The sequence below is a fragment of the Stutzerimonas sp. NM35 genome, assembly GCF_054604355.1.
The window spans coordinates 1,368,876-1,394,126 of record NZ_CM137728.1; the positions used below are offsets into that span (position 1 = coordinate 1,368,876).

Below are 25,251 nucleotides of genomic sequence, written 5' to 3' on the forward strand. Positions count from 1 at the left end.
ATTAGGCAAGAGGGATGTATGGCTGACTACTTTGAGATCGATTTTCTTGGCGTCGAAACAGCGAAGAGCGGGGATGCAATCACGCTGCGCTACTCGGTAAATGGCACCGAAGGCATACACGTGGTTGACGGTGGGTATCTAGATACCGGTGATCAGATCGTTGAGCACCTGAAAACCTACTATGGCACAACGGTTATCGATCACGTGATCCTCACGCATCCGGATCGTGATCACGCCAATGGGCTTCGAAAAGTCTTGGAGCAATGTACGGTCAAGAATCTCTGGATCAATAGGCCGTGGATATATGCAGAGCAGTTGATAGATCGATTCGAGACCTATGAATCAGTGGAAGCGCTGAGGCGGAAATTACGTTCTGTCTACGATGCCACTGCAGCTCTTGAGGACATTGCGCTTGAGAAGGGAATCCCGATTCATGCTCCGCTTCAGGGGCAGAGCATCGGCCCCTTCACGGTGATGGCACCGACGCTAGGTCGCTACATGGACTTAATCGTGGATTCCACGAAGACACCTGAAGCTGTTGAAGAAGGTGCCATGGATAGTGCTCTGAGCAGCATTTTTCGGGCAGTTAAGGCTGCGACTTCCTTCATCAAATCCTTGTGGGGCGACGAGTATTTTCCGTCTGCGCCAACTAGTCGTGAAAACGAAATGAGTGTAGTGCAGTCAGCTGTCCTGAATGGTCATCGCGTCATGCTTACTGGCGACGCCGGGCGTGAGGCGCTGCAAGAGGTGATTGACTACGCACCTTTTGCAGGACTTACGTTGCCCGGCATTCGGTATTTCCAGGTGCCGCATCATGGCGGGCGACGCAATGTTTCGACTGAGATTCTGGATCAGTTGGTTGGCCCAAGGTTGGACAGCATGCCAGACAAACATACCTGGAATGCCATATGCAGCTCCGCTAAGGCGGATGAGGATCATCCACGGAAATCGGTGATTCGCGCTGTACTGCACCGGGGTGGGCACTGGGCAGCAACCGAAAGCAAGAACATACGCATCGGGGCGGGTATTACCCGTGATGGCTGGGTATCAATTCCCCAAGCAGCGTATCCAGAAGAGCAAGAAAGTTGAGTCTAGTAGAGGCGCGGCCCTGCTTTTTAGGCTCCAGAGCATGGGCAGTCTATGGCCCATTTATTTGTAGTAGGTCCGAGTCTCAATGAAACCACGGTCTTTCATTCGTGCGCTTGGTGACTACTGGGACATCGTAAGTGCCATCTGGTCTCGGTACGAAACCCGCACCCTGACCGAGCGCGAACTGCTACATATCGTACGCCCGCTCACTATCGGTACCGATCAGCCTGTGCAGGTTGCAGTCAAGCGCATGGTCGATATCGGCATCCTTTCGGAGTTCTCCCGCGGTGGGCAGGGCTATTCACTGAATCTGCAGATCGTACCCTTTGTGCAGTTTTTGCTTGATGAGCAGAGTCTGGGCTTGATCGAGGAGATCAGCGCTAACGCCAACAGGCTCGAGGGGCACCTTGAAGAACTGGCTGCGGCCCTGCTCAGCAGTCGGCGCACGGGTTTTTTCGCCAAGTCCCAGGAGATGCAGTCGCGCTTCCAGACGTTGCGCCGCATGGTCGAATCTAATACGCGTGCTATCTACGCGCTGGTGGACAAGGCCAAGCGCTCGGATCAGAGCCAGCCGCTGGCCGAGCGTTATGAGCAGGTGATCAAGGCCTGGGACGAGTACGTAACACCGGCACTACAGATGAAGAGCATGGGTGGGCCGTTCGATCTTTCGCTCATGCGCATCAAGCGCACTCTGCAGGAGTGGCAGCAGGACCCGGCGCTGCACCTGCTGAGCATGGATGATGCACGCTACGAAATCGACAGCATCCTGTTTCGCATGCTCGATTTTCGCGAGAGTCTCAATCATTCGATCGAGAACATGGCGAGCCATCTGGCGCCGCTGGTGCGCCAGGCGCAAATTAATGCGCGCATTGCCCAGGGAGCGGCGCTGGGCCTTCAGGACCTTGGCCACCACAGCAGCCAATTGGCGCGCAGCGACACTCTGGCCCTGCCGCCGCGCAAGCGACGCGTCCATAAGCCTGACCAGGATTCGCTGCAGGCCTGGTGGGCGCAGCTCAAGGAGCTACAGTCGATTGCCCCCGACGCGATCCTCGTGCGCGTCCCCTCGGCCGCAGCGCTCGAAGCCCGCGAGCGGCGGGAGATGTCCCCGCAGATGCTCGTGTGGCTGAAGAGTCAGCAGCCTGTCGAGGATGTCGTCGCGAAGCTGATGGCTCAGTACCCCAAGGCCCGGCCTGACTCGGTGTTGCGCGTGCTGACCCGCTTGACGATGGAAGATAAGACTGCGCCTTTCATCCAACGCCACGACGACATGCAGCACTACCGATTCGAGGAACTCGAAATCCGCATGAACCGGCGCTCATACAATGCCGAACCGGCCCCGCGGCGATTGGCCCCGATCGCCTTCTACAGCCATTACGAACCCTTGCCTATCCGAGAACCCGCCGATGGATGATCTGCCTCAGGACGAGTCTGCCGAGGATCTCGAGCTGTCGCTCGAAGATCGAGTGCGCGATGCCAGACACTATGCCCAGCGCCTCGAGCGAGAGCTCCGCCTGTTCTCCCGGATTGTCGAAGCGCTCGAGGCGGGGCGCTTTATCAGCAGCACCGACCGAATTAAGGAATATCGCGAGCTGTCGCGCTTTCAGGACACCTACGAGGTGTTGTTGCGCATGATGGGGCATGAGCTGCGACATCACACCACAGGGTTTTACTATTTGCAGCCGCGCGAGATGAGCCAGGCCCAACTGCCCCAGCGCGAGCGCATGGCAGCAGCGGCGATCTTCTCCCTGATCGAGCACCTGTGCGACAAGGGATTGCCGATTGAATCGATGATCACCCATGAAGAACCCATCCTCATCGACGACCTGGGAGCGATGTTCAGCCAGTGCCACGACCGGCTCACCCGTCTTGGACTGGGCAGTGTGGAGTCATTCATCGACAACGGCATTCGCCGGCTGGTCGACGTCGGGGTGATGAATGAACGCCGTCTCTCCCAAGACAAGGTCGCCTACACCTTGGGCCTGCCGGCCTACTTCTACCTCGACATCTGCCGGAACCTGGCTGAACAGCATCAGCAACAGCTTGAGGCCCAAGAGCGCGGGGAAGACTATTCCTACAGCGACCGCTCGGTGAACGAGCTGGCAGACGACTTTCTGAATACCCAGCCCGACGAAGACGACGAGACCCCGGAGTAACGATGCGCAGCAAAGCACTTAAGACCCGCTGGGGCGTGCGCCATTACGCCATGGTCAACTCCGGCAACCACATCATGTCGGTCTTTCCCATGGACGGGCCGCTGAGCATCTGCGGACACAACAACTTGGGTAAGACCCAGGCGCTGCAAAGCATGCAGTTTATCTTCTTCACCCACCTTGCACACATGCACTTCGGCGCCCACCAGGCCAACACCAGCCGCGCGTTCTTCTTTCCCAGCGACCACAGCTACCTACTGATGGAGGTGCTGACCCCCGACGGCGTGTTCATCGTTGGTGCTCACGGCAAGGGTCCTACCGCTGGCAACGAATATGAACTGTTCGTGGCTAAAGGTGAGCTGGACATGGGTGATTTCGTTGACCCGATCAACCGCATACGCCCCTATAAGGAGCTGTTCCGGCACTGGTACGAACGGGGCATCGAGGTGCGCAACCTGACCCGCGAACAGATGCGCCAAATGCTCTACGGAGAGAGCGGGCGGGTCAAAGGCGGTGACTGGGATGTGACCATAGTGCCTCTGGCGAACGCCAACGAAAGGCGCTACCAGGTGTTCCGCCAAATCTATCGCAACCTGCTCACTCAGCAGCTACTCAAGAGCCGCGAGATCAAGGAGCTCATCCTCAACGTCTTCAGTGAAAAGCTGAGCAATGCCAATTTGAATTTCCTCGAGGTCCGCGAGCGCGCGTTCCAGCGCTTTCGTCTTGCCGAGCGGGAAGTCGAGCGACTTGCGTACCGTCGTGAGGACATCCTCGCCCTCGGCAAGGAATACGACGAATACACCGAACTTTCGCAAGAAGGCGGCTGGTTGGCGCGCGAGCTGAGGGTAAACCTGACCCTGGCGGTGGAGCGGGCACCGCTATGCATCGAGGAGCTCAACGCGCTTCACAAGGAAGAAATCGAAAAGCGCGCCAAGCTCAACGAACAGCTTAATAGCCGCATGCAAGAACGCGATCGAGCGGTCGAGCAGCGCATCACCTTGGCCGGCCGGCTGACCCGCCTCGACGAGTTACGTGAGCGCAATGCGATGACCTGCCGCGAGACGGTCGAGAAATCGATTCGCACACTGGCAGCCCAGCACGCCACGCTCAGCGATCAGTTGCGCCAGGCTGACATCTACGATGTGGCAACCGTCAGTAGCAGACTGCGCCACACTGAAAATGAAATTCGCAAGCTCAACAAGCGACTGGAGCAGGTCCGCAATGGAGACGGACTGTTGGATACCCAAGGCTTTGTCGATGCGGAAAAGGCCGAGCTGTCGCGGCTGCTTCGCAGCGACATGTTCAGCCTTGAGGCCGCAGCACTGACTGAAATCCACCCGGGCAGTTTCAACAATTGGGTACGCACCCAACTCATGTCGAAGGAAGGGCTGCTCAATTTACAGGGTTTCGAGTTAGACCTGACCGATCTGCCTCCAATGGATTTTCATGGCGATGACGCGGCACAGCTACAACAGTCAATCGCCATGTACCAAGAGGACCTGGCCAAGCTTCAGGGGCAACTCGAGGTTGCCCAGAACCAGACGCTCAAGCGTAACGAATTGGAGTCGCTGGCAAAGCAGCTGAGCAACCAGCAGGGCTACCTGCAGGAACTGACCGAGCTCGCGGCTCTGGAAACCACCGAGACCGCTGATCGCCATGTGCTCGAGAGTGTAATGATGTGTCTCGCCCAGATCGACGAATGGCTGCAAGGGCACCAGGAGCGGATCGAGGAGGCCACCCGGGCCATCAGTGTTATCGAGCAGAAGCTCAACGATGCCCTCGAGCAGGCCCGCCAGCTCAAGGTCGTGCAGCAACACCGCCAGATCCAGAACAGTCCTTTCATTCTCGCTGAAGGGCCGAACGAGGACTTCGAGCGCGATCTCACCGGGTACAACTTCGGTGACACGTTGAATCGGCTGGAGTGGATCAGCAACGCGCTCGACCGCATATCCCTGACCATGAAGAACTACCAGCACTCGATCGTTGGCGACCTACCTGATCTTGCCCGACATGCGAATCTGAGCGATCTGGTGCAGCATGCACGCGAGCGTTTGGAAACGCTGCCGCAGATGCGTGAGATGCTCAAGCGCTACCATCAGGAGGGCATTGCCCAGCTCTCGGGAGCTCTGCGCGATCTTTCCGAGAACTACGTGACGCTGGAACACGAGATAACGCTATTCAACCGCCGGATCAATGCGCGAAAAGTCTCGAACCTTCGTGGCTTCAGGTTAGATCTGAAGAGGAACGAACCGATACTTGAAGCCATCAATACCCTGTCCTCACACATCGCCCAGGCTGACGAAAACGAGACCGACCTGTTCGGCCAGCAAGGCGGGGGCGCATCCCAGGCGAGGCTGGTGCGCGCTATGGATCGGCTGTCTCGTCTGGTTGAAGATGGTCGTGACGGTACCCTCGAGCTCGGCGATCTATTCGACATCGGATTCACCGTGGAAGAGGTCAACGGCAAGGTCGTTGTCTGCAACACACTCGACGAGCTGGCTTCTAATGGCTCGACCATGACGCTCAAACCGTTGTTGTATTTCTCTCTGATTCGCCACCTGACCGACCGTGGTGCTCGGGTCGAACCGTTCCTGCCGTTCTACTTGGATGAGATCGCTTCGGTTGATCCGAACAATCAGCGCACAATCTTGGCATTCAGCGAGAACCTTGGTTTCACCCCTGTGTTTGCATCTGTCGACCCGACTACCACGGTGCGCTATTGCATCAATATCAGTGAGTGTATCAACGCCGACAATCGTATCTATGTGACCCAGGCGGACTGGCAGCACTTCGATCATCACGAAGACGTCAAGCCGGTGCAGGCTCCGCAGCGAAGCGAGAGAGACGAGAAGTCCGAGGTAGACGTCGAGCAATTCAGTGATAGCTTGCAGGTGGCGACCGCGAAGGCTGACACGGTAGCTCAGTCATGAGTCGGCCGAGAGAGCTGGAAATACTACAGCGGTTGCGCAAAGGGCCTGTCCCTGTGCGCAGTTGGCCGAAGGCACTTGAGGCTGTGCTCGATCAGCTCAGAGTCTCCGGCATCGTCACGGTGGGCCGTGTGCCCGGGCGAATATCGCCGCATGTGATTGTGCAGCATGCCGATTCTCTAGGGCAGCGTATTGCCCGGTTGCAGCCGCCCAAGGATTTGGAAAGCTGTTCGGTGCGCGGCTTGAACATTATCCACGGCGGCTCGAGCAAGCGCGGGGGGCGACTGCCCTCGCTCATGATCAGTTGTAGCGCTGGCGAGGCCGTCAGCTGGGAGGATGCACAGGGTAATATCCTGCAGTGGGAATCGCCTTCACCGGCGTTTCTGAAGTTGCTATGGCACGACGAGCGCAGACCCGACGCGACCCCCAAGCCAACCGGCCATGTGGTGCTAGTGGAAAACCGTGACACCCTGCTGCATCTGCCGACACGGCTGCCGGCAGTATTGAGCGGCGCGCTGGTGGCTCATTACGAAGGTTGGCTATCTGATCGGCTGCTGGCGCTGTTGGTGTCTTGGGAGGGCGCGAAGATCTGGCTGCTGCCTGACCTTGATCCAGTTGGCCTAGCCAATGCCCGGCGCATAGCCGAAGCCTTGCCCTGTGCGGGTATGCTGGTACCACTTCTGAGTCCCGAAATAGTCGATCAGTATGGAGACGAAACCATCTGGCGGGAGAGCTTTGCCCTGGTCCCGCCGCTGCTTCCTTGGCTAGAGCAGCAGGACCCACCCCTGCGGGATCTGTTCGCCCTGCTCAAATGCAAGGGTAGAGGTGTTGAGCAGGAGTATTGCCTGGCAGTGCCCTCGACCGTACTTCAACCCATAGAACTAAGAAGGGGCTGATCGCCCGACTTAGCCAGTCGCAGTGGCCAATCCGATTAGTCCGGTGCGATTCGATGAGCTGCTTCAGCGGCTCCGAGGAGAGCCGCTGAAGCTTTATTTAGTTTTCTTCGAGGTTGTTAGCATAGATGTCACCCATTGCCTCGTACTTTGCTTTGATGAGATCAATTGGCGGATTTTTTGCCACAAGGTGCTTCTTGTTGAACAACGCCGGGAAAAATTCTCTGGCTAAGTCTGGTGGCACTATGGCGGTCGAAAACCACAAGTGATTCCAAGCTATAAACTCTCTTTCTGTTTCAATAGCAAAAACTGGTGAGGGCTGGAGCTTGCGGAGTTTTCGCGCCTGCTCCCTGCCGTCAATTGGGCGAGGTACGCGAACCTCATTGCCTTTCTTGTCCCAGCCTATCCAGTAGCTGTAATGGCCAACTCCGCCACCAGGCAGGACAGTCAGTTGAACGTAAGCTTTGTTGCGGAGCGGCAAGCGCATTTGGCAAATCCGCTGCATCAGGCGCATTGTGCTTTTTTGAAGGCGATCTTTTGCGGGCTCGTTCTTCAAAGTGTCGAGCAGATGGTTCCAGTTTTGGTAACCCAAGTGCTTTGCTTTGAGCTCCAGCTGACGGCAGCGGGAAAGGTCGTCGGGCACGCTGTCCAGCTCCATGGCTCGAACCGCGTTAGCTACACATTCGAAATCGAACATCACAAATTTCCTCGACAAAATGCAGCCATTAAAGCTTTCGCTTTGCTGAGCATGCTGCTTGCCGGGCGGGCCACAAGGGGAAAAATATGGGCTTCGATTTGAGCTGGTTTTCCTCGAGGCAGCAAGGCGGATACCAGAACCAGACCCGATCCTAGCGGCGGCCCTATAACGGATCAATATCTTCGTGCTGCTTGTGCTTATTAGAATTTCAATGGGAGATAGTTCATCTTTCGCCGATGAGTTTTGTCACTTCATTCTTTTTGAATTGAAGTTGCAAATTCGTGTGTTCGCTATGCGCTAGTGTGCCCCGGCGTTCCGCCGTCGGGCTCGCGGGCTACGCCCCGTGCTTCGTGCCGAATCCCGGCCATTCGGCTTTAATCCCTGACACCTCCGGCCCTTGCGGGCCTGCGCGCTCCGCTTGCCGATCCGTGGCATGGGTGGAGTGGGGGCGGTCTTGCTGTTCCCTTCACCGTATCACGGCGTTCTCGCCGTCAAGGGCTGCGCGTGCCTTGCACGCTGGCGTCCTGGCGGTCGTCGTTGACCCCTGACAGCTGCGCTGCGCCGTGCTGGCGCCGGTTCCGGGCAATTCCGCCCGAGCAACCGGAGCACGACCATGTCGCAACTTTCCTTTTCCTCGTTCGATTCCATGCTGCTGGTGCGTGACGCAAAAGGGCGCTACCTACCGGCATCAGTGGAACAGATCCTGAGCGTGGCGCGCCAGGCGATTGATCAGAAGTACCAGCGTGGGGCGCTGTTTGACGCACCGGACGTGGTCAAAGATTACCTGAGTACCAAGCTGGTTGGTTTCGAGCACGAGGTGTTCGCGGCGCTGTTCCTGGACAGCAAACATCGGTTGCTTGAGTACGTGGAGTTGTTCCGCGGTACCATCGACCAGGCTTCGGTGTATCCGCGCGAAGTTGTGAAGGAGGCGTTGCGGATTAACGCTGCCGCGGTGATCTTCTCGCATAACCATCCGAGCGGGAATCCAGAGCCAAGCCAGGCGGACAAGGTGCTGACCCAGCGCCTCAAGGAGGCGCTGGCGCTGGTGGATGTACGCACGCTGGATCACATCATCGTGGGCGGCGAGGCAACGGTTTCGTTCGCAGAGCAGGGCTTGCTCTAGCCGCAGGGGGCTTCGGCCCCCTTTTTTTGCTGGGTCGTCGAATGCGGGCGGCATGGAGTCACTTGTTTTTAATCCGCTACCCGTTCCACAGCAGAATCGGCGGCCTTATCCGGCATACGCTCTTTTGGCTTTTTTTGACTACGTCGTGCTTGGCCGCGCTGCCGCTTAGCTTGCTGCTTCGCGTGCAGCGCCTGGTTCGCCGTCACCACGCCAACCGCCTGACCATTCAGGTCCATGCGTGGCGCATTCTCCGTCATGCATGCCCAGTAGCGACTTCCTCGGCACCAGATAGCGACGCCTTGCTTGAGCTGTTCCTTGGTTATTCCGAGCAGATCCAGGTGTTGCTCAGCATCTTGGAGAATCCCTTCCTTTAGCGGTACCTTGGGGGCCGGACTGACCGGGAAAGCCAATGGAAAACGCTTCTGCAACCGCCAGATTGCTTCCACCGCAGGATCTTGCTCGCGAGGCTCTGTCTTCCGAGAAGGCTTCCGCATACGCTGCTGCTTACCATCAGTCTTTTCCTGCACCTTTTCTGCTCGTAGGCGGTCTCGTAGCTCTGCTAGTTGTTCAAAACCCATCGTTCAGTTCGCAGCTTCATCGTTGATTCGTGGCGATAGGGTATCCCATGCAAACGTTTTACACAGCCTGCTTAAGAGTGCGTGAGCGCGGCATCTGACCCGCCTGACTACTGATCGTTGTGGCTGCCACAACCGGCGCGGGCTTCGGCCATCTTTGTGCTGCGCCACGGCACACATCACTTGTCGCGGAGGCGTTGGCGAAGTCGTTTTACGTAGGTGCTGTCCGCAAGCTCATCCGGCCCCAAGTCCAACGCGCAATTCGCCAACGAGGCGAGCGCGCCATCGCTGAGCCGAAAATCTTCGGGCAGAGGTCCGCCGCTCTGTGTGCTGTTTTCCTCAATGGCAGCAAACAATGCCTTGGAGAAGTCGGTTCGCGAAGGCCGCGTTCCTGTAGACGCGGCGCGGGTCAGCGGATCGGTCGCCTCCAGAGTGGCGCTATTTGCGTCCGCTGCGAGGGCTCGGACAAGCTGATCCGGCGAGGGCCAGTATTTCAGGTCGAACTGGCCGCAGAGGGTGTCCAGGCGGTCTTTCACATAGGCATTGAACAGTGAGTGGTTCCCGGCCGCCGCCTCGATCACATCGCAAACGTGATAGTGGGTGCGGCTGCTGAAACCAGAGGTTTCATGCAGCCAGGTACGCTGCTCCAGCAGCTGCGCTAACTCCGCGGCCTTTCGCCCAATTTGACGGTTGGTCTCGATGAGTTCGTCTCGCCGGTCGCGGGACTTGGCGATCTTTTCCGGGCTCCAAAAGGCTGCGGTACTCAGCAAAAGGCCCAGCAATACCCTGAGGGCCGGCGGACGCGAGTGCAGCTTCTCGTACAGCTCGCCGTAGGCTGATTTCAGTTCGAGGCCGCGAGTGAGCAGTCGATCGATAATGGCGTTCTCGCTACGCAGAAGGCTGCGCTCGGTGTTGTAGCGCTTTCCGCCGATCAGGATGTTTTCGCAGGCTTGCTGCGGGGTCATGGTCTGCGCTGTAGGCATGTGTCATCCCTTATGTTGAAGTCGCTTCAGCCTATTTGACCTTGTTGGGTGTGTCGGTACCCCAAACCACATTGCTTGACCGGCTCTCAGGTACTTCAGCTGTTTGGGCACCCCCGCCTATGGCCGGGCGCGCTGTCGTGCTGTGCATCGAGCCTCGCTGCGCAAGTCTCGCCCTTTGGGCTTCCATCGTTCCCTCGCTGTGCTCGGCTGATGCCTTCGACCCGGCTGCTCCGGGCCTGCGCGCTGCGCTTGCGTGGGGCCGCCGCCCATGCTGCGGCCATTGCCTGTCGATCCGTCTTTCCCTGACTTCATCACCTTGTCGCGACTGTAGCGCGCGGCCTCGCGCCTTCAAGGCGCGCCGGGCCGTGTCCTCGGCTGCGCCTGCGGGCCGCACCCTCCCGACGCTTGCTTCCTTGACGGCACCCGTCCGCGCGCCCCTGACCGTCGCGGGCGATGAACTCAGGAAAGACGGTGGCAACGAGGCCGGCCCAGGTCTCCGCGCCGCCCCCACCGGAAGAGCTGAAAGCGGGCTCCGAATCTAGGAATCCGGTGGGGGTTGAACAGCAAACCTTGTCAGGAGAACGACCATGCAACTTGCTTCCAACTTCTCATACCGCTCCCCGCTGCTGCGCTCGGAATCCCCCTTGTCGGATGAGCAGATTCGCGCGGTGGCGCCGTCGATCTTCGCCGATGCACCGCACGAAAGCCGCTCCGAGCGCTACAGCTACATTCCCACCGCGAGCGTGCTGCGGGAGCTGCGCAGTGAGGGCTTCGAGCCCTTCATGGTGTGCCAGACCCGCGTGCGCCGGGAGGACCGGCGTGATTTCACCAAGCACATGATCCGCCTGCGCCATGCCAGCCAGATCGACGCCCGAGGCGAGGCCAACGAAATCATCCTGCTGAACTCGCACGACGGCACCAGCAGCTATCAGATGCTGGCTGGCATGTTCCGTTTCGTCTGCCAGAACGGCCTGGTCTGCGGCGACACCGTGGCGGACGCGCGCGCGCCGCATAAAGGCGACGTGGCCGCCCAGGTGATCGAGGGCGCCTACGAGGTGCTGCACGGCTTCGAGCAGGCGCAGGTGTCGCGCGAGGCCATGCGCGCCGTCACCCTGGACGGCGGCGAGGCCGAAGTCTTTGCCCGTGCCGCGCTCGCCCTAAAATACGACGACCCAGAAAAACCGGCACCGATCACCGAACGGCAGGTGCTCGCCCCGCGCCGTCTCGACGACAACCGCGCCGACCTCTGGAGCGTGTTCAACCGAACCCAGGAAAACCTCATTCGTGGCGGTCTGGTCGGGCGCAGCAATAGCGGACGCCGTCAGCGTACCCGCCCCGTGCAGGGCATCGACCAGGACCTACGCCTGAACCGTGCCCTGTGGCTTCTGGCCGAGGGCCTGCGCCAGTTGAAAGCCTGAAGCCCACCCGGAGGGGCCGTCAGGCGGTCGGCCCCTCATATATTTCGAACGTTGTCGTAACCGTGCGTGGTGTTCCGCCACGGAGAGTTGAATCGAGACCTCGGATCAGCCGACTGCTACCGAAGACGCTATTGGTCCAAGTTTTGAGCGATGTGCCCGACGAGCTTCAGGGGCTCGCGACTGTTCATCACGGTAAACATGAGGTCGCGTTTGCTGCGGGGGAGGGCTTGGGAGCAACGCTTGGCAGTGGCCTTTACTGCCGCATCCGTGCCGTGGAGCTTGGCGGTAAGAAGAAGTGCGATGGTCGCATCAGTCAGGGTCACAAATATCTCGCTTGAGCTGCGAAGTAACGCGGCCGTATTTTACATCTAGCCACATCCATGGAGGAAAGAAGAACTCGAGCGGTCCGTGAACAGCAAACATAACTGCCAACATTAGGCGTGTTGGAAGTCCAGCCAACGAGCCGCAACGAAACGCTAGTTGGCAGGCCGCTGTTACAGCGGCCTGCCAACTAACTCAGCTTAAAGCCACCCCAGATACGGCTCGCCGATACAGCACCACCATCTCATCGAGCAGCGATTCGGCGGCATACAGCGTCATCTTTAGCCGCAGGTCCTGGGGATAAAATCCATCAGGTCCGCCTATCTGCTGCAGTAAATCCTTGACCATATAGGCCCGCAGCTCGGCTTCAGACAACACAGGCTGTCGTGCAGAGGCGCACGCAGCGGATGAAAGCGGCGAGGGCGCTCGTGGGCGGTGAGGGAAGGGTAGAAGCCTGGATTCAAGATCAGCCATTGCCCACCTCCCAGTAGGTGACACAACACTGGACTGCTGAATCGAGGTGGAGCGCGGGGATAAAAAGGACGTATCGCATGTTGCTGGTGCTCCTTGGACAGTTAAGGAGCCGCCATCCAGCCTTCTCACGAGCAAGGGTGGCGGACCGTGCAAGGGTGAGAACCGGCGTCCAAGGGAACCGGCCAGGCCGAAACCTGCCTCACACGGCCCGCCATAGCGTCGCTACAGCACAGTGCAAACACTGGCTGTGCGCTACGGCGCAACCGCGCCTTGGACAAACACGCCGGGTTCTCACGCCCGGTCGCGGGATTTACCGCGACCGGGCCAGTCTAGCGCGAGGGTTGAGGGAGGGCAAACATGCTGGGGCGTACTCGCGATTGAGGCATATTGAAGACAGTTCTGTCGCTTTTAATTAACGCGGTTGCCATTTAGTCACGAGTGTTTCTGCCATTTCCGGATCCACTAAATGTGATGAATGGGCTCTAGCCCGAATGATGCTTCGCATTTCGCCAGGTGTAATACAGTCAAAAGGAGAGTTGACCTCTACGCCGTAATCTATCTGCAGTTCACGCTTCATAGCCGTCACTACATTGAAGCATCCTATGCAGATTTGCCCAGTAGATTTCCAGGCCGGGCTGTATCGAGTCGGTCCGTGGGTATGGAAGCTAACTTTTCCTTTTTTATAATTGACGATCTGATACTTGGAACGCTCACATATAGGGCATTTCCATTGGTCCGGAAGTGCAGCCCACATACGAGTGCATCCCGGCAGTGATTGTATGATTGCTAAGAAATTAGGAGGTGGTATGTCTCCGATGCTCTGTTCTCCTGAGCGCCATCTACTGTAGTTGGATTTGTGTTTAAAGGTGCTTCTTGCCATTTCATGAACTAGCGCTTCGCCATTAACTAGCTCTAGTCCGTTGAATCTGCTAAATCCGTTAGATAAGGTAGGTACCGGGGTCGTTTCCCCTTGATATCTCTCGAACCAATAATCATGTAGCACTGCGGCTTTTGCTACTTCGTATACTAAGTTCATTCGTGCAACGTAAGCAGGGCGAGCGAGATTCCAAATTTCTAGGACTTTTACTTTGTCTATAATGTGCGGGGCATGGTTGCGGGCGATAATGAACTGGCTAATCTGCCCAATGGAGAAAGAATGCCAATCAACTTTTCGGCCTGTATCCGAAATGACCTTCTTTGCAGCAGCATCTGCGTTGTTGCAGTCTTCGCAGATCAAAACGGATGGGTAGGCCGAAAACGCTGGTGCCATTCGCTCAATTAGCGCTAACCCGGTACTAGTAGGTTTATCGGTACCGCTCTCGATGAAAACCTTTCTGAATGCGGCTTTTAGTGCATCAGACATATGGTCGTGATGCTCTACGAGTTTCGCAAGGATTTGTCCTTTGCCGCCCAATCTAGAAATTTGAAACTTCCCTCGTGCGCAGCAGGGGCACGTCCAATACTGTGCAGTTTCGATCCAATTGCCGTTCATCTCAAAGAGACTAACTCCATGATGCGCTTTGATTTTTTGTGAAAGCGGTGATATTACGCCATCAAGTGAAATTATTGAGCCGTCAGCGATCCCTTCAATAGCTAACCTTAAAGCTGTCTCTTTTCTCTCCTGAATGTCATCCCTGCTGATTTCGTACTGCTTGGCCCAAATTGCCAAGGCATGTTTAGGGTTATTATTCATTAAATTCACACCATGGGCGCTTTATACGGGTCCAGGTTCGATTCCTGCTTCCAGCTGTTCCTATAATCAGCCATTTATCTGCATCCTTTGTTTCGAAGACGGGGCGTCGCATTATTCATCGAAAAAACCAAGAAGGAGGGGTGGCCTCGTCTTGCCCGCCAGCCAACATGGGCATCACGCCTCAAGCAAGTTCCTGCAGTGCGCAAAGGCGCTCTCGCTTGTCGTCTGCGATGCAGGCCTTTTTTGCCCGCTTTAGGGAGCAAACCGGTGAAGCGTCCTGCTGTAGGTCCGAGTTGGCCGCACTCCTTTCGGGAAAGTTCGCCCCGCTGCGTCCTTGGCTTGTCGTGAATCCTGACGGTGGTACGGCTGTGCCTCGGGCTTCATGGCAGCAACCGTTCGGCGCAAACAATTTCCCCTCCGCTGTGCGGATTCCTCACCCACAAATTCTGTGCGCCTCTCGGTCCTCCACGTTGTTGCGGCCGCTGTGCGGTGCGGCCTGCCCGACCTCCGTCTGCCGGTTCACAACAAGGACGCGATGGGCGCGACCTTGGTACCCCGAAAGGAGAAATCACCATGGCCAACATCGGCACTTTCACCGCACAGAACGACGGCTTCACCGGCACTGTTCGCACCCTGACGCTCAACGTCAAGGTCAAGTTCGTTCCCAACGACAGGAGCAGCGAAAACGCCCCCGACTATCGCATCCAGACGGCCGGTGGCTACGACATCGGCGCGGCCTGGGAGAAAGTCAGCCAGGCCGATCGGGCATACCTGTCCGTGACCCTGGATGATCCTTCGTTTCCGGCAACGATCTACGCCCGTCTGATAGAAGAGGAGAACGGTACGCACAACCTAATCTGGTCGCGCAGCAAGTCGGTGGCCTGACCACCTCATCGCCCCGCCCGTTGTGGCGGGGCACTGTTACGGAACTACAGCCGAACGTGCCGGCGTCGTGAACAATGCTATCCAGCGCGGCAATACGTTCCAGAGCTCGGCCACGCCGGCGTACTCGATTCAGGCCGCTTTTTAGCTGGCTCTGCTCAGGCCTCGCTCGATCGGTCGCGCCTGAATGGGGAAAATCTTTCTATTGCAATGACGTTTTCGTGCTTTTTCAGAAAGTATTGGTGGCCGTTTCGGACAGAAATGTCAAAGTGCTTTTACATCTTTACAGAGCCACGCAAAGCCGGGTTTCCGGTTTGGTTCTTTTACGGTTTCGCCCGTATGAGGGTTCGTGCACTTGGAACGATGCACAAATCCGTATCGGCAGCTCGGCGGTTTCGTGCACAAACCCATCCCTGCAAAAGCGTATTTGTGACTAACCGTAAGCGGTCAGACCGGCAGTGTCTGAATCGGTGTTTCTGTCTTCTACGGACGTAAGCCTGACCTATCGGGTCATTGTTTAACCCCCGAACGATGCAGGATGGCTCAGCACTGCACGTCCTTGTTTCGTGTCGCGAACAGATGGTTCGGCTGGCGCTCCGGCGTTATTGGTCTTCGCATAGCGGCCGTCGTTTTTCCGTTGCGAGCCAGGGGCGGCTATCTCGAAGCAGGGAGGTTGGCCGATGGCTCATCGCAACGCCGAGCAGAAGTGTCCCACCGCGGCCTATCTCTACCTTCTGCACCTCGATGAGCATGCTCTTGCCTGGGAGTACCTGCGCAGAAACCCGGAGTACCGGCGTGACTGGCAAGACTGCGTGCGCCGGGCTGCGACCGCGCACCGCTGGGGTTTGCGTGTGCTGGAAGATCCGGGGTTGGACGCCCGCGACGCGCATCCGCTCTGGCTTGTCGACCATCCAAGGCTGGTCCAGCTCCACCCCGACGTTTATGCCACACCCGACGCGGCAGCATTTAATTTCTGGCGCATTCCGGGCCGCAAGGGCCTAGTCCATGACGGTCTATGTCTGCGCGTGGCCACCAGTATTTCCGCCTGCCGGATCAGGCTGGCAATGGCGCCTGGCCTGAAAGATGGCGACGCGTTCGTTGTCGCCATGCGCCCAGGCCGCCTACCAGGGGCTCGTGCGCGCGTCATGACTGAAGCGCTGAACGAACTGGCCGCTGGATCCCATACCACGCCACTCGCACAGACTTTTTCTAGGCCGAGCGCCACCGCCTTGCTTGAACTGCACACTTTGCAAGCGCTGGATGCCAGCCTGGCGGGTGCCTCTCTACGGGAGGTCGCCTTGTGCCTCTTTGGTTCCGCGGCGGTAACACAGGGCTGGCATGCCGACGCGAGTCTGCGATCGAAGGTTCGCCGCTTGGTCCGGCGAGGCCGAAGGTTAATGCTCGATGATTATCGGCGTCTGGCACGGCTCGACCTGCAGGGGAGGGCCGTTCCGAGCCATCACCAAAACGACCCTGAGCAGGGGAGTCCAGCTGTCTGAGACTGGCTCCATCCGGCTGCACTGGTGCGGCCGACTGTCCTGAATGCTGGAGGTTTACCTTATGCGACCTGCTCCTGTGCAGCCTGCTGCTGCGCCCGGCACATCGATGCAACTTGCTGCTGTCCAGCCGCAGCGCTACCTCACGAACGAAGAGGCGGCCACCTACCTTCGCCTGTCGCCACGTACGCTGGAAAAGCAACGTGTGATCGGCGGTGGCCCGCGCTTTCGCAAGTTCGGTCGCCGTGTCATGTATGCCATCGTCGACCTCGATGCCTGGGCCGACCAGCACAGTTTCGAGGCCACCTCCGATCCTGAATATGCCGAGCAGCACTCGGCTGACAGCCGTGCGCGTTGACTGGCGGCCGTATGGCCAGCTCGGAGCACGAGCGTGCCCAGCTCGACCTGTTCCGCGCGCTGCCAGGCGACATGGCGCCGCGCGACAGCCAGGACTTGATGGCACATCCGTTCTTCTCGCTATCCAAGTCGCGGCGTACGACGCCAATCGACTTCCGCACGGCTGGCGTCACGGTCCGCGTGGAGGGCACTCAGGAATATGGCATTGCGACAATCTGGGATGCCGACATCCTGATCTGGGCGGCCAGCCAGATCGTGGCGGCTCGCGATGCCGGCATCGCTCCGTCACGGCTGATGCGCGCGACGCCCTACGAGATCTTGCGCTTCATCGGGCGCGGTGTGTCGCTGCGCGACTATCAGCGCTTAAAGGCGGCTTTGGATCGCCTGCAGTCGACCACGGTGGCCACGTCTATTCGCGAGACGACCGGGCGGCGGCTGCATCGTTTTTCCTGGATCAACGAGTGGAAGGAACTGGCCGACGCTCGAGGTACGCCGTTGGGCATCGAACTGATCCTGCCGGACTGGTTCTTCGCGGGTGTGTTAGATGCAGCGTTGGTGTTGACCATCGACCCCGCCTACTTCCGGCTCACCGGAGGGATCGAACGTTGGTTATATCGCTTGGTTCGCAAGCATGGTGGGAAGCAGCCGGACGGCTGGCCATGCCCGTCTACACCGCCGAGCGTCACTCCGCCTGGCTGACGAGGCGGGGGCTGCAGTGATGAGCATTGCCGACCTGTATCAATCGTCACGAGGCCGTGGTCGCCTTGTGGTCGCAGCGCTTAGCGCCTGTGGGCTAGCGGCACTGGCGTGGTCGGCCTTCATACGCCCCGATGTCCGGTTCGTCTACAACGCCTCGGACAGCGTGCCGGTTGGTTGGTATCGAATCGATTCGGCAGGGCGGCAGGTTAACGCGTGGCCTGTTGGCCGCATTGTGCTGATTCGCCTCCCGGACGCCGCCGCAACGCTTGCAGCGCAGCGCGGATACCTGCCGTTAGACGTTCCTTTGCTCAAGCGCGTGGCTGCGGTGGCAGGACAGCATGTGTGCATTGCTGACCGCACCGTGCACATCGACAACGCTGCCGTGGCTGTAGCGCTGGATGCTGACAGGATGGGTCGGCATCTGCAGGCTTGGTCGGGGTGCCGGCGGCTTCGACCCGGTGAGCTGTTTCTGCTGAGCCCGACCAATCCGGCGTCGTTCGATAGTCGTTATTTCGGACCGGTTGATACCTCCGCCGTGCTCGGTATTGCGCATTCGCTTGGGCTGGGAGCGGAACAATGAAGCGCGCCGACTCGCTATCCCCTGTCGCATCAAGTCGGGCCCAGGACTTGCGCCTGCCTTCGTATCGTCGTGCGAGCACGGACGTGTTCGCATCGCGCTACGGATTGCAACCGGCGCAGCCAACCTGCGTGCAGCCGTCTTGCCTTGAGCATAAGCAGCTAGCGGCCGTTGCGATGTCCATCGGCGACCTCGCCGCGAGCAACACAGCCGCGACAGACCACCGATGCCTGGAGCACTTGCGGCTGGCAAAGGCGGAAGGCAAGACAAAAGGGGGCGGCACCCGGACGGTCGCAACGCCAGTCTGCACGTGGGGGAGGTGCGGCACCCGGCTGCGTCTTCGCCGTGCCGTATATGGCGTGCAAGGCGCACTAATGCTGGCCTTTCTGCGTGCCTCACACGCCGGGCTTCGCCTCTGCTTGCTGAGGTCACCGTCATGACCGACCGCCGCGATGATGACTTTCGCCTTCGCCCTGGTGCGCCGAAGAGTCGCGATAAGGGCTTCGTTTCCAAGGTGCTCAAGCAGGTCGGCAAGGCCGGTGGGAAGTCAGCTGTGCGGCGTCCAGCACTGGCTGGTGGCAAGGGACAACACGCCGGTCAGCGGCCGGGCTCGCGCCTCGGGCGAGGGCACACGGCAGCGCGCTTCGCAGGCGCCTCGCTCACACCGTTCTCACGCCGGGTGACCATCAAAACCCTGCTGGTCAATCAGCGCCAGGCAAGCCCGCAATCGTTGGCCAAGCACCTGCGTTATATCGAGCGTGATGGCGCGGGACGCGACGGCGAAGCAGGCCGAGCCTATGGAACACTGACGGATGAGGTTGATTTGGGCGCGTTCCGGGAGCGATGTGCTGATGATCGCCATCACTTTCGCTTCATTGTCGCACCGGAGGACGGGGCCGAACTGGACGACTTGCGCACCTACACCCGACAGCTGATGGGGCGTATGGAGGCTGACCTGGGTACGCGGTTGGACTGGGTGGCGGTAGACCACTGGAACACCGACAACCCGCATACACACCTCGTCGTTCGAGGACGCGATGACACCGGCAAGGACCTCATCATTGCCAGCGACTACATCGCCCACGGCTTCCGCCGTCGGGCCGCCGAACTGGCCACCGAATGGCTCGGCCCCCGCACCGAGTTGGAACTTCAGCAATCCTTGCAACGTGAGGTGAACCAGGAGAGTTGGACGAGCCTGGATCGCACGTTGTGCCTGGAAGCCGGGCCTGAGCGGACGCTGCGAATCGAACGTTTTAACCAGCCGCCGCTGCAACGCCAGCGCCTGGCACTGATTGGCCGTCTCCAGCGACTACAGCAAATGGGACTGGCTGAAGAGGTCCGGCCCGGGACATGGTCCATTCAGGCCGACGCGCAGACAACCTTGCGCACCCTGGGTGAGCGAGGCGACATCATTCGCACCCTGCAGCGTGCCATGAGCGGACGGTCGCGCGAGTTGGCCGTGTTCGCGCCAAAAGAGGACGGGGTTGCAGTCACAGGGCGGGTGGTCGCCAAAGGCTTATCCGATGAGCTCGGTGACCGAGGTTATCTGGTCGTCGATGGTCTGGATGGCAAAGCGCACTACGTCTCCCTCAGTGCGAGCGACGAACTGGCCAACTACCCGACCGGCTCGGTGGTGAGCGTACGCGGCTCGGCCAAGATACGGGAGACGGACCGTACCATCGCCGCACTCGCGGGCGATGGTCTGTACCGTTGCGACCATCATCTGGCGATCACCAAGGGCCAGGCGAACGGTAAGGCGTTCAGCTTGGTGCCGTGGAAACCTGTCATTGAGCCGCGCCTGGGTCAGCAGCTTGCCGCAACGGCACGGGGTAATTCGGTTTCTTGGGAGCTTGGAAGGTCCCGCGGTGTTGGGATTTGAAGGCCTCGTCACGCTGTTCTGTTTGTCGGCTGCTCTCGGGCGACCTCCGCAACCGTCTATCTGGTCGCCTACGCACTCAAGCTAGCGGGGCTGGACGCATTCTTGGCCCTTTCAATTTTCAACCGCAACCCTGAGGAAACGAGCCATGAGAACCCTGACACCGATACTCTGTGCACTGGCACTCACCGCCTGCGGCGAAACCGGGAGACCTGAGGCGCCGCTGCCGACAGTTGACGAGCTGGCCGCCGACCCTGCGCGGCTGGAAGAGCTGCGCCCGCAATGCAAGCTGGACCGCGCCAAGCTCGGTGATGCCTTGTGCAATCGAGTGGCCGAAGCAACGCGCCGGCGCTTCATCGGGGACGGAAGGGTGCCTTATACGCCGTCGAAAGAGGTGCCCAAATTCTAGGCGTTACCCCTCGCAAAATCTCCAACGGTCCCACCGATACGCCGCAACGCGTTCAGGCTTGCGGCGTTTCGTTGCCACTAGCCCAAGCCTTCATTGGTGCATTTTGGGCCACTGTTGTTCCGATAACGGTCTTTGACCGGCACCGGAACGGCACCGAAGCTCCCCCCCAAGCAGCCAGCTCAAGCGTGCTGCATGCAAAAGGGGGAGCGCCGTCATGCTCGGTACCAACGTACTGTTCGGACAAATTGCCGTTGTGTTCGGTGTCGTGATCGCCGGGGTGTGGAGCGCGACGCAATGGACGGCTGCTGCGCTGGGCTATCAGCCTCGTTTGGGTTTGCCGTGGTTCGAGCTTTTCGAAACGCCGATTTATCACCCCTGGCGACTGTTCGACTGGTGGTTTTTCTTCGGTGCCTATGCGCCGGAGGTGTTCGACATCGGCGGTACCATCGCCGGTGTAAGCGGCCTGGTCGCGGTGGGCGTCGCCATCGCCATGTCGATATGGCGCGCCCGCCAGTCGCGTCAGGTCACCACCTACGGCTCGGCGCGTTGGGCCGAACCTGAAGACATCCGTAAGGCGGGGCTCACCCGCCCGGCCGGTGTGCTTCTCGGGCTGTACGACGACCATTACCTGCGTCATGAGGGCCCTGAGCATGTTCTTGCCTTTGCACCGACTCGCTCGGGCAAAGGGGTCGGTCTGGTTGTTCCCACTTTGCTGAGTTGGCCTGCCTCGGCGGTGACCGGTCGCGCGCATCGTGGCGGTGATCATCATCATCGCCACAGGCCTCGCGCTGGCATTCGGTGACACCTCGGGTGGTTTCCGCAAGCTGATCCAGATTGTGTTCGGCCTGAGTATTGCCTTCGCCGCGTCGTCGTTTTTCCTGACGTTTTTCAGCTTCGCTGGCGGAGCGGTTGTATGAGCGCCGAAGTCGACTTGCCGGGCTTCGAGGTGCCGCTGCACCGAGCACTGACTGAGCCGATCCTGCTGGGTGGGGCGCCGCGGACCGTGGCCATTGCCAACGGTACGCTGGCGGTGGCCGTCGGGCTGGGTTTGCAGCTCTGGCTGCCGGGGCTGGTGCTGTGGCTGATTGGCCACGCGCTGGGGGTCTGGGGCGCGCGCGTCGATCCACAGTTCATGCAGGTGTTTGCCCGGCATCTCAAGCACAAGCCGCTGCTGGACGTGTGAAAGGGAAGGCGCTGCAATGCTAAATCTCACCGAATACCGTCAACGCCCAGCGCTGCTCGCCGACTGGCTGCCCTGGGCCGGGCTGGTTGCGCCCGGCGTCGTGCTGAACAAGGACGGTTCTTTCCAGCGCACGGCACGCTTTCGCGGCCCTGATCTCGACAGCGCGACGCAGAGCGAGCTGGTCGCCACCACGGCGCGGCTGAACAACGCATTGCGCCGGCTCGGCACCGGCTGGGCGATGTTCGTCGAAGCCGAGCGTTGTCCGGCGGCAAGTTATCCGCACTCCGACTTCCCCGAGCCGTTGTCGTGGCTGGTGGACGAGGAGCGCCGCGCGGCGTTCGAAGAAGGTGGCAACCACTTCGAGAGCTGCTACCACCTCACGCTGCAGTACCTGCCTCCAGAAGAGTCGCGTGCCCGCGCTGCCAAGCTGATCTATGAAAACACCTCGACGGCCGGCGTGGACTGGCGCGAGCGCCTCACGGCTTTCATTGTCGAGACTGAGCGCATTTTCGACCTGCTCGCGGGCGTGATGCCGGAGATCGGCTGGTTGGATGATGGTGAGACGCTGAGCTACCTGCATACGACCGTCTCGACACGGCGTCATCGCGTCGGGGTTCCGGAGGTTCCGTTCCACCTCGACATGCTGCTGACGGACGTGCCACTACTAGGTGGCTTGGCGCCGATGCTGGGCGATGAGCACCTGCGTGTGACTACGCTGCGTGGGTTCCCGACCTCAACTTGGCCGGGGATCCTCGATGACCTCAACCGGCTGGGCTTTGCCTATCGCTGGAGTACACGCTTTGTATGTCTCGACAAGGACGAGGCGGAAGGGGAGCTGGGTCGCCTGCGTCGCCAATGGTTCGCCAAACGCAAGAGCGTGCTGGCGCTGCTGCGCGAGACCCTATTCCAGCAGGAGAGCCCATTGCTCAACACCGACGCCAGTAATAAAGCGGCGGATGCGGACGCTGCCCTCCAGGCGTTGGGCAGTGATCAGGTTGCCTTTGGCTACCTGACTTCCACCGTGACGGTGCTCGATGCAGACGCCGACCTGGCCGACGAGAAGCTTCGCAGGGTGGAGCGCGTCATACAGGGACGAGGCTTCGTCACCATTGCAGAAAGCCTCAACTCAGTGGAAGCGTGGCTTTCGTCCATCCCGGGCAACGCCTACGCCAACGTGCGTCAGCCGGTTGTGTCGACGTTGAACCTCGCGCACCTGATGCCCTTGTCCGCCGTATGGGCCGGACCGGAGCGCAACGCCCACCTCGACGGGCCACCCCTGATCGTGACCCGTACCGAGGGTGCGACGCCGTTCAGGCTCGTGACACATGTCGGCGATGTTGGCCATACGCTGGTCGTCGGTCCGACCGGCATGGGCAAGTCGGTTTTACTCGCCACACTGGCGATGCAGTTCCGTCGCTACAAGGGTTCACGGATTTTTGCCTTCGACATGGGGCGCTCGATGCGAGCGACCGTGCTGGGTCTGGGCGGCGAACACTACGACTTGGGCGGTAATGGCGCGATCGCCTTCCAACCGCTCGCACGTGTCAACGAGGAGGGCAGTCGTAGCCGGGCTGCTGAGTGGGTCGAAGGGCGTCTGCTTCAAGAAGGAGTGGCCGTCGGCCCCGATGAAAAGGTGGCTATCTGGTCAGCGCTCGGCAGCCTCGGGGGGGCTCCTGTCGAACAGCGCACTCTCACCGGTCTGTCGCTGCTACTGCAGTCAAACACGCTACGCCAGGCGTTGGCGCCTTATGTGCTCGGTGGCGCGCACGGCAAGCTGCTCGATTCCGACCTCGACTACCTAAGTACGGCCGATGTGCAGTGCTTCGAAATGGAGGAGCTGATGCCTAGCAAGGCCGCGGTTCTGGCCGTGCTGGGCTACCTGTTCGCGCGTTTGGAGGAACGCTTCGATGGCGCGCCGACGCTGCTGATCCTCGATGAGTCCTGGCTGTTCCTCGACGACCCGATCTTCTCCGCGCGCATCCGCCAGTGGCTCAAGACCCTGCGCAAGAAGAATGTCAGCGTCATTTTCGCCACCCAGTCTCTGGCCGACATCAAGGATTCAAGCATCGCCCCGGCGATCATCGAGAGCTGTGCGAGCCGCATTTTTCTGCCCAATTCGCAGGCAACCGAGCCACAGATTCGCAGCATCTATGAAGGCTTCGGCCTAAATGCACGGCAGATCGAGATCGTCGCTAATGCTCAGCCCAAGCGCGATTACTACTACCAGTCCCGTGCAGGCAATCGCCTGTTCGACCTCGATCTTGGGCCGGTTGCGCTTGCGTTTGCCGGCGCCTCGTCGCCACAGGACCAGCAAGCAATCGATCAGATGCTTCGCGACGCCAGCCTGCCAGGGTTCGTCGGCGCCTGGCTGCGTCATCGCGGCCTCGACTGGGCGGCTGACTTGCTGCCATCTGCACCACCGCCGGCTGTTTCTACCGAACCGGAGGAGGACGCTTGATGAGCAAAGGCGTGCATTTCTGGCCCCTCGCTGTTGCATGGTCGTTGCTGACAGTGCAGCCAATTTCAGCCATGACGGTCATCGACCCCACCAACCTGGTGCAGAACACGCTGACAGCGGTTCGCACGCTGGAGCAGATCAATAACCAGGTCGAGCAGCTGCAGAACGAATCGCAAATGCTGGTCAATCAGGCACGCAACCTGGCGAGCCTCGATTACAACGTCCTTAACCGCCTGCATGCGTCACTGGCGAAAAGCGAGAAGCTGATCGCAGAGGCACGAGGGTTGGCCTACGACGTGCAGAGCCTCGACAGTGAGCTTGCTCGGCTGTACCCAGAGGAATATGCGTCCACCATCAGCGGCGATCAGATGTACCGGGACGCGCGTAAACGTTGGGCGTACACGCTCGATGGGCTGCACACCGCCATGCGTGTACAGGCCCAGGTCTCTGGCAACCTCGCCGACGACGAGAGGGCGTTAGCCGACCTGGTGGGACAGAGCCAGTCGGCCAGCGGCTCGCTGCAGGCCATGCAGGCCACCAACCAGCTGTTGGCGTTGCAGGCAAAACAGTCGATCCAGGCACAGCAGCTTCAGCTTACACAGGACCGTGCCGCCTCTTTGGAGCTTGCTCGGCAGGCGGCAGCCACCGAGCGTGCCCGCGAAATCCGCCGCCGGTTCTTGGGCGACGGCACGCCGTATACACCCTTTCCCGTCCGTTTTTACGGGAACTGACTGAAATGGCCATGCGCTATGTTTTGGTGTTGTGGACCGGACTGTTGGTCGCCTGCGACCAACCCTGGGATGGGCTGGCAGGCGATCCAATTCGGCGCGAGACGCAACACGCACTGCACATAGCTGTCGGCGGCAGGCCGAGTATGGCTACAGCCGAGGTGTATCGACACCGCTTTTTCAGCGGTAAGGGTGGCCCCGACGAATTCGGAACCCTAAGGCAACTGCCCGCGATTCCGCCGA

General features: G+C 59.7%; 22 protein-coding genes and 4 pseudogenes. 20 read left to right on the top strand and 6 right to left on the bottom strand.

All coding sequences use genetic code 11. The features are described 5' to 3' along the window. The first annotated feature begins 18 nt into the window (after positions 1-18). From ACYCFC_RS06495 to ACYCFC_RS06515, 5 genes are all read left to right on the top strand, one after another. A complete protein-coding gene (locus ACYCFC_RS06495; RefSeq protein WP_459653471.1) occupies positions 19-1,089 on the top strand; it encodes a ComEC/Rec2 family competence protein in 1,071 nt (356 codons plus the stop codon). Between the two features lie 85 nt (positions 1,090-1,174). Further along, positions 1,175-2,500: a hypothetical protein gene (locus ACYCFC_RS06500; RefSeq protein WP_459653472.1), complete on the top strand. Its 1,326-nt coding sequence runs from the start codon at positions 1,175-1,177 to the stop codon at positions 2,498-2,500. Further along, positions 2,493-3,242, top strand: coding sequence for a condensin complex protein MksE (locus ACYCFC_RS06505; protein WP_044316097.1), 750 nt, complete (start codon positions 2,493-2,495; stop codon positions 3,240-3,242). The genes ACYCFC_RS06500 and ACYCFC_RS06505 overlap by 8 nt, the downstream gene beginning before the upstream one ends. 2 nt (positions 3,243-3,244) lie before the next feature. Then, a complete protein-coding gene (locus ACYCFC_RS06510) occupies positions 3,245-6,169 on the top strand; it encodes a hypothetical protein (protein WP_459653473.1) in 2,925 nt (974 codons plus the stop codon). Between the two features lie 83 nt (positions 6,170-6,252). Beyond that, complete coding sequence (locus ACYCFC_RS06515) at positions 6,253-7,062, top strand: hypothetical protein (RefSeq protein WP_044316095.1); 810 nt, start codon at positions 6,253-6,255, stop codon at positions 7,060-7,062. Positions 7,063-7,159: 97 nt separating this feature from the next. On the opposite strand, the gene ACYCFC_RS06520 is transcribed toward ACYCFC_RS06515, so the two are convergent. After that, positions 7,160-7,756, bottom strand: a complete 597-nt coding sequence (locus ACYCFC_RS06520) for a hypothetical protein (protein WP_009616212.1) — start codon at positions 7,754-7,756, stop codon at positions 7,160-7,162. A 613-nt stretch (positions 7,757-8,369) separates the two neighbouring features. On the opposite strand from ACYCFC_RS06520, the gene radC reads away from it, so the two are divergent. After that, on the top strand, positions 8,370-8,879 hold the full coding sequence (radC, locus tag ACYCFC_RS06525) for a RadC family protein (RefSeq protein WP_044316094.1): 510 nt from the start codon (positions 8,370-8,372) through the stop codon (positions 8,877-8,879). A gap of 68 nt (positions 8,880-8,947) precedes the next feature. On the opposite strand, the gene ACYCFC_RS06530 is transcribed toward radC, so the two are convergent. Both ACYCFC_RS06530 and ACYCFC_RS06535 read right to left on the bottom strand, forming a co-directional pair. After that, positions 8,948-9,457, bottom strand: a complete 510-nt coding sequence (locus ACYCFC_RS06530) for a ProQ/FinO family protein (RefSeq protein ID WP_131651231.1) — start codon at positions 9,455-9,457, stop codon at positions 8,948-8,950. Between the two features lie 176 nt (positions 9,458-9,633). Then, positions 9,634-10,437, bottom strand: coding sequence for a hypothetical protein (locus ACYCFC_RS06535; protein ID WP_459653474.1), 804 nt, complete (start codon positions 10,435-10,437; stop codon positions 9,634-9,636). A 587-nt stretch (positions 10,438-11,024) separates the two neighbouring features. Here ACYCFC_RS06535 and ACYCFC_RS06540 point away from each other — a divergent pair. Next, positions 11,025-11,855 (top strand): DUF932 domain-containing protein, encoded by an 831-nt coding sequence (locus tag ACYCFC_RS06540; protein ID WP_459653475.1) that lies wholly within the window; start codon positions 11,025-11,027, stop codon positions 11,853-11,855. A gap of 128 nt (positions 11,856-11,983) precedes the next feature. Here ACYCFC_RS06540 and ACYCFC_RS06545 read toward each other — a convergent pair whose 3' ends face one another. The 3 genes from ACYCFC_RS06545 to ACYCFC_RS06555 all read right to left on the bottom strand — a co-directional run bounded on the left by ACYCFC_RS06545 (position 11,984) and on the right by ACYCFC_RS06555 (position 14,343). Continuing rightward, positions 11,984-12,178, bottom strand: a complete 195-nt coding sequence (locus ACYCFC_RS06545; RefSeq protein ID WP_021209445.1) for a DUF7740 domain-containing protein — start codon at positions 12,176-12,178, stop codon at positions 11,984-11,986. Between the two features lie 193 nt (positions 12,179-12,371). Continuing rightward, positions 12,372-12,551: a hypothetical protein gene (locus ACYCFC_RS06550; RefSeq protein WP_301636251.1), complete on the bottom strand. Its 180-nt coding sequence runs from the start codon at positions 12,549-12,551 to the stop codon at positions 12,372-12,374. A gap of 511 nt (positions 12,552-13,062) precedes the next feature. Continuing rightward, on the bottom strand, positions 13,063-14,343 hold the full coding sequence (locus ACYCFC_RS06555) for a hypothetical protein (RefSeq protein WP_459653476.1): 1,281 nt from the start codon (positions 14,341-14,343) through the stop codon (positions 13,063-13,065). A 573-nt stretch (positions 14,344-14,916) separates the two neighbouring features. On the opposite strand from ACYCFC_RS06555, the gene ACYCFC_RS06560 reads away from it, so the two are divergent. The 13 genes and pseudogenes from ACYCFC_RS06560 to trbJ all read left to right on the top strand — a co-directional run bounded on the left by ACYCFC_RS06560 (position 14,917) and on the right by trbJ (position 25,011). Then, positions 14,917-15,228: a DUF736 domain-containing protein gene (locus ACYCFC_RS06560; RefSeq protein WP_313304922.1), complete on the top strand. Its 312-nt coding sequence runs from the start codon at positions 14,917-14,919 to the stop codon at positions 15,226-15,228. 677 nt (positions 15,229-15,905) lie between these two features. Then, complete coding sequence (locus ACYCFC_RS06565; RefSeq protein WP_459653477.1) at positions 15,906-16,724, top strand: DNA -binding domain-containing protein; 819 nt, start codon at positions 15,906-15,908, stop codon at positions 16,722-16,724. 61 nt (positions 16,725-16,785) lie between these two features. After that, entirely contained in the window at positions 16,786-17,079 is a 294-nt protein-coding gene (locus ACYCFC_RS06570; RefSeq protein WP_399866503.1) for a helix-turn-helix domain-containing protein, read from the top strand. A gap of 11 nt (positions 17,080-17,090) precedes the next feature. Next, positions 17,091-17,735: pseudogene (locus ACYCFC_RS06575) on the top strand (replication initiator protein A); the annotation flags it as partial. Positions 17,736-17,796: 61 nt separating this feature from the next. Further along, positions 17,797-18,357 (top strand): S26 family signal peptidase, encoded by a 561-nt coding sequence (locus ACYCFC_RS06580; protein WP_459653478.1) that lies wholly within the window; start codon positions 17,797-17,799, stop codon positions 18,355-18,357. A 433-nt stretch (positions 18,358-18,790) separates the two neighbouring features. Beyond that, positions 18,791-20,101: pseudogene (locus ACYCFC_RS06585) on the top strand (relaxase/mobilization nuclease domain-containing protein); the annotation flags it as partial. Next, positions 20,084-20,233 carry a DUF3363 domain-containing protein gene (locus tag ACYCFC_RS06590; protein WP_459653961.1) on the top strand — a complete coding sequence of 50 codons (150 nt, stop codon included), beginning with the start codon at positions 20,084-20,086 and terminating at the stop codon, positions 20,231-20,233. The pseudogene ACYCFC_RS06585 and the gene ACYCFC_RS06590, both read left to right, overlap by 18 nt. A gap of 145 nt (positions 20,234-20,378) precedes the next feature. Next, positions 20,379-20,639 (top strand): EexN family lipoprotein, encoded by a 261-nt coding sequence (locus ACYCFC_RS06595; protein ID WP_255962133.1) that lies wholly within the window; start codon positions 20,379-20,381, stop codon positions 20,637-20,639. 214 nt (positions 20,640-20,853) lie between these two features. Then, positions 20,854-21,375 (top strand): annotated as a pseudogene (locus tag ACYCFC_RS06600) (type IV secretory system conjugative DNA transfer family protein); the annotation flags it as partial. A gap of 1 nt (position 21,376) precedes the next feature. Then, positions 21,377-21,556, top strand: a pseudogene (locus ACYCFC_RS06605) (TrbC/VirB2 family protein); the annotation flags it as partial. Continuing rightward, the gene (locus tag ACYCFC_RS06610) at positions 21,553-21,822 is read left to right on the top strand and encodes a VirB3 family type IV secretion system protein (RefSeq protein WP_126190222.1); all 270 of its coding nucleotides are present in this window, start codon (positions 21,553-21,555) and stop codon (positions 21,820-21,822) included. The pseudogene ACYCFC_RS06605 and the gene ACYCFC_RS06610, both read left to right, overlap by 4 nt. A 16-nt stretch (positions 21,823-21,838) precedes the next feature. After that, positions 21,839-24,280 (top strand): conjugal transfer protein TrbE, encoded by a 2,442-nt coding sequence (gene trbE, locus ACYCFC_RS06615; RefSeq protein ID WP_459653479.1) that lies wholly within the window; start codon positions 21,839-21,841, stop codon positions 24,278-24,280. Continuing rightward, positions 24,280-25,011, top strand: a complete 732-nt coding sequence (trbJ, locus tag ACYCFC_RS06620; RefSeq protein ID WP_126190223.1) for a P-type conjugative transfer protein TrbJ — start codon at positions 24,280-24,282, stop codon at positions 25,009-25,011. The genes trbE and trbJ overlap by 1 nt, the downstream gene beginning before the upstream one ends. Positions 25,012-25,251: the final 240 nt, after the last annotated feature.

Bases quoted from the DNA above. Each gene is read 5' to 3' on its own strand.
- trbE (WP_459653479.1), top strand. From the start codon at position 21,839: ATGCTAAATCTCACCGAATACCGTCAACGCCCAGCGCTGCTCGCCGAC.
- ACYCFC_RS06580 (WP_459653478.1), top strand. From the start codon at position 17,797: ATGAGCATTGCCGACCTGTATCAATCGTCACGAGGCCGTGGTCGCCTT.
- ACYCFC_RS06540 (WP_459653475.1), top strand. From the start codon at position 11,025: ATGCAACTTGCTTCCAACTTCTCATACCGCTCCCCGCTGCTGCGCTCG.
- ACYCFC_RS06565 (WP_459653477.1), top strand. From the start codon at position 15,906: ATGGCTCATCGCAACGCCGAGCAGAAGTGTCCCACCGCGGCCTATCTC.
- ACYCFC_RS06500 (WP_459653472.1), top strand. From the start codon at position 1,175: ATGAAACCACGGTCTTTCATTCGTGCGCTTGGTGACTACTGGGACATC.
- ACYCFC_RS06535 (WP_459653474.1), bottom strand. From the start codon at position 10,437: ATGCCTACAGCGCAGACCATGACCCCGCAGCAAGCCTGCGAAAACATC.
- trbJ (WP_126190223.1), top strand. From the start codon at position 24,280: ATGAGCAAAGGCGTGCATTTCTGGCCCCTCGCTGTTGCATGGTCGTTG.
- ACYCFC_RS06495 (WP_459653471.1), top strand. From the start codon at position 19: ATGGCTGACTACTTTGAGATCGATTTTCTTGGCGTCGAAACAGCGAAG.
- ACYCFC_RS06555 (WP_459653476.1), bottom strand. From the start codon at position 14,343: ATGAATAATAACCCTAAACATGCCTTGGCAATTTGGGCCAAGCAGTAC.
- ACYCFC_RS06570 (WP_399866503.1), top strand. From the start codon at position 16,786: ATGCGACCTGCTCCTGTGCAGCCTGCTGCTGCGCCCGGCACATCGATG.
- ACYCFC_RS06510 (WP_459653473.1), top strand. From the start codon at position 3,245: ATGCGCAGCAAAGCACTTAAGACCCGCTGGGGCGTGCGCCATTACGCC.
- ACYCFC_RS06560 (WP_313304922.1), top strand. From the start codon at position 14,917: ATGGCCAACATCGGCACTTTCACCGCACAGAACGACGGCTTCACCGGC.
- ACYCFC_RS06610 (WP_126190222.1), top strand. From the start codon at position 21,553: ATGAGCGCCGAAGTCGACTTGCCGGGCTTCGAGGTGCCGCTGCACCGA.
- ACYCFC_RS06520 (WP_009616212.1), bottom strand. From the start codon at position 7,756: ATGTTCGATTTCGAATGTGTAGCTAACGCGGTTCGAGCCATGGAGCTG.
- ACYCFC_RS06505 (WP_044316097.1), top strand. From the start codon at position 2,493: ATGGATGATCTGCCTCAGGACGAGTCTGCCGAGGATCTCGAGCTGTCG.
- ACYCFC_RS06530 (WP_131651231.1), bottom strand. From the start codon at position 9,457: ATGGGTTTTGAACAACTAGCAGAGCTACGAGACCGCCTACGAGCAGAA.
- radC (WP_044316094.1), top strand. From the start codon at position 8,370: ATGTCGCAACTTTCCTTTTCCTCGTTCGATTCCATGCTGCTGGTGCGT.
- ACYCFC_RS06595 (WP_255962133.1), top strand. From the start codon at position 20,379: ATGAGAACCCTGACACCGATACTCTGTGCACTGGCACTCACCGCCTGC.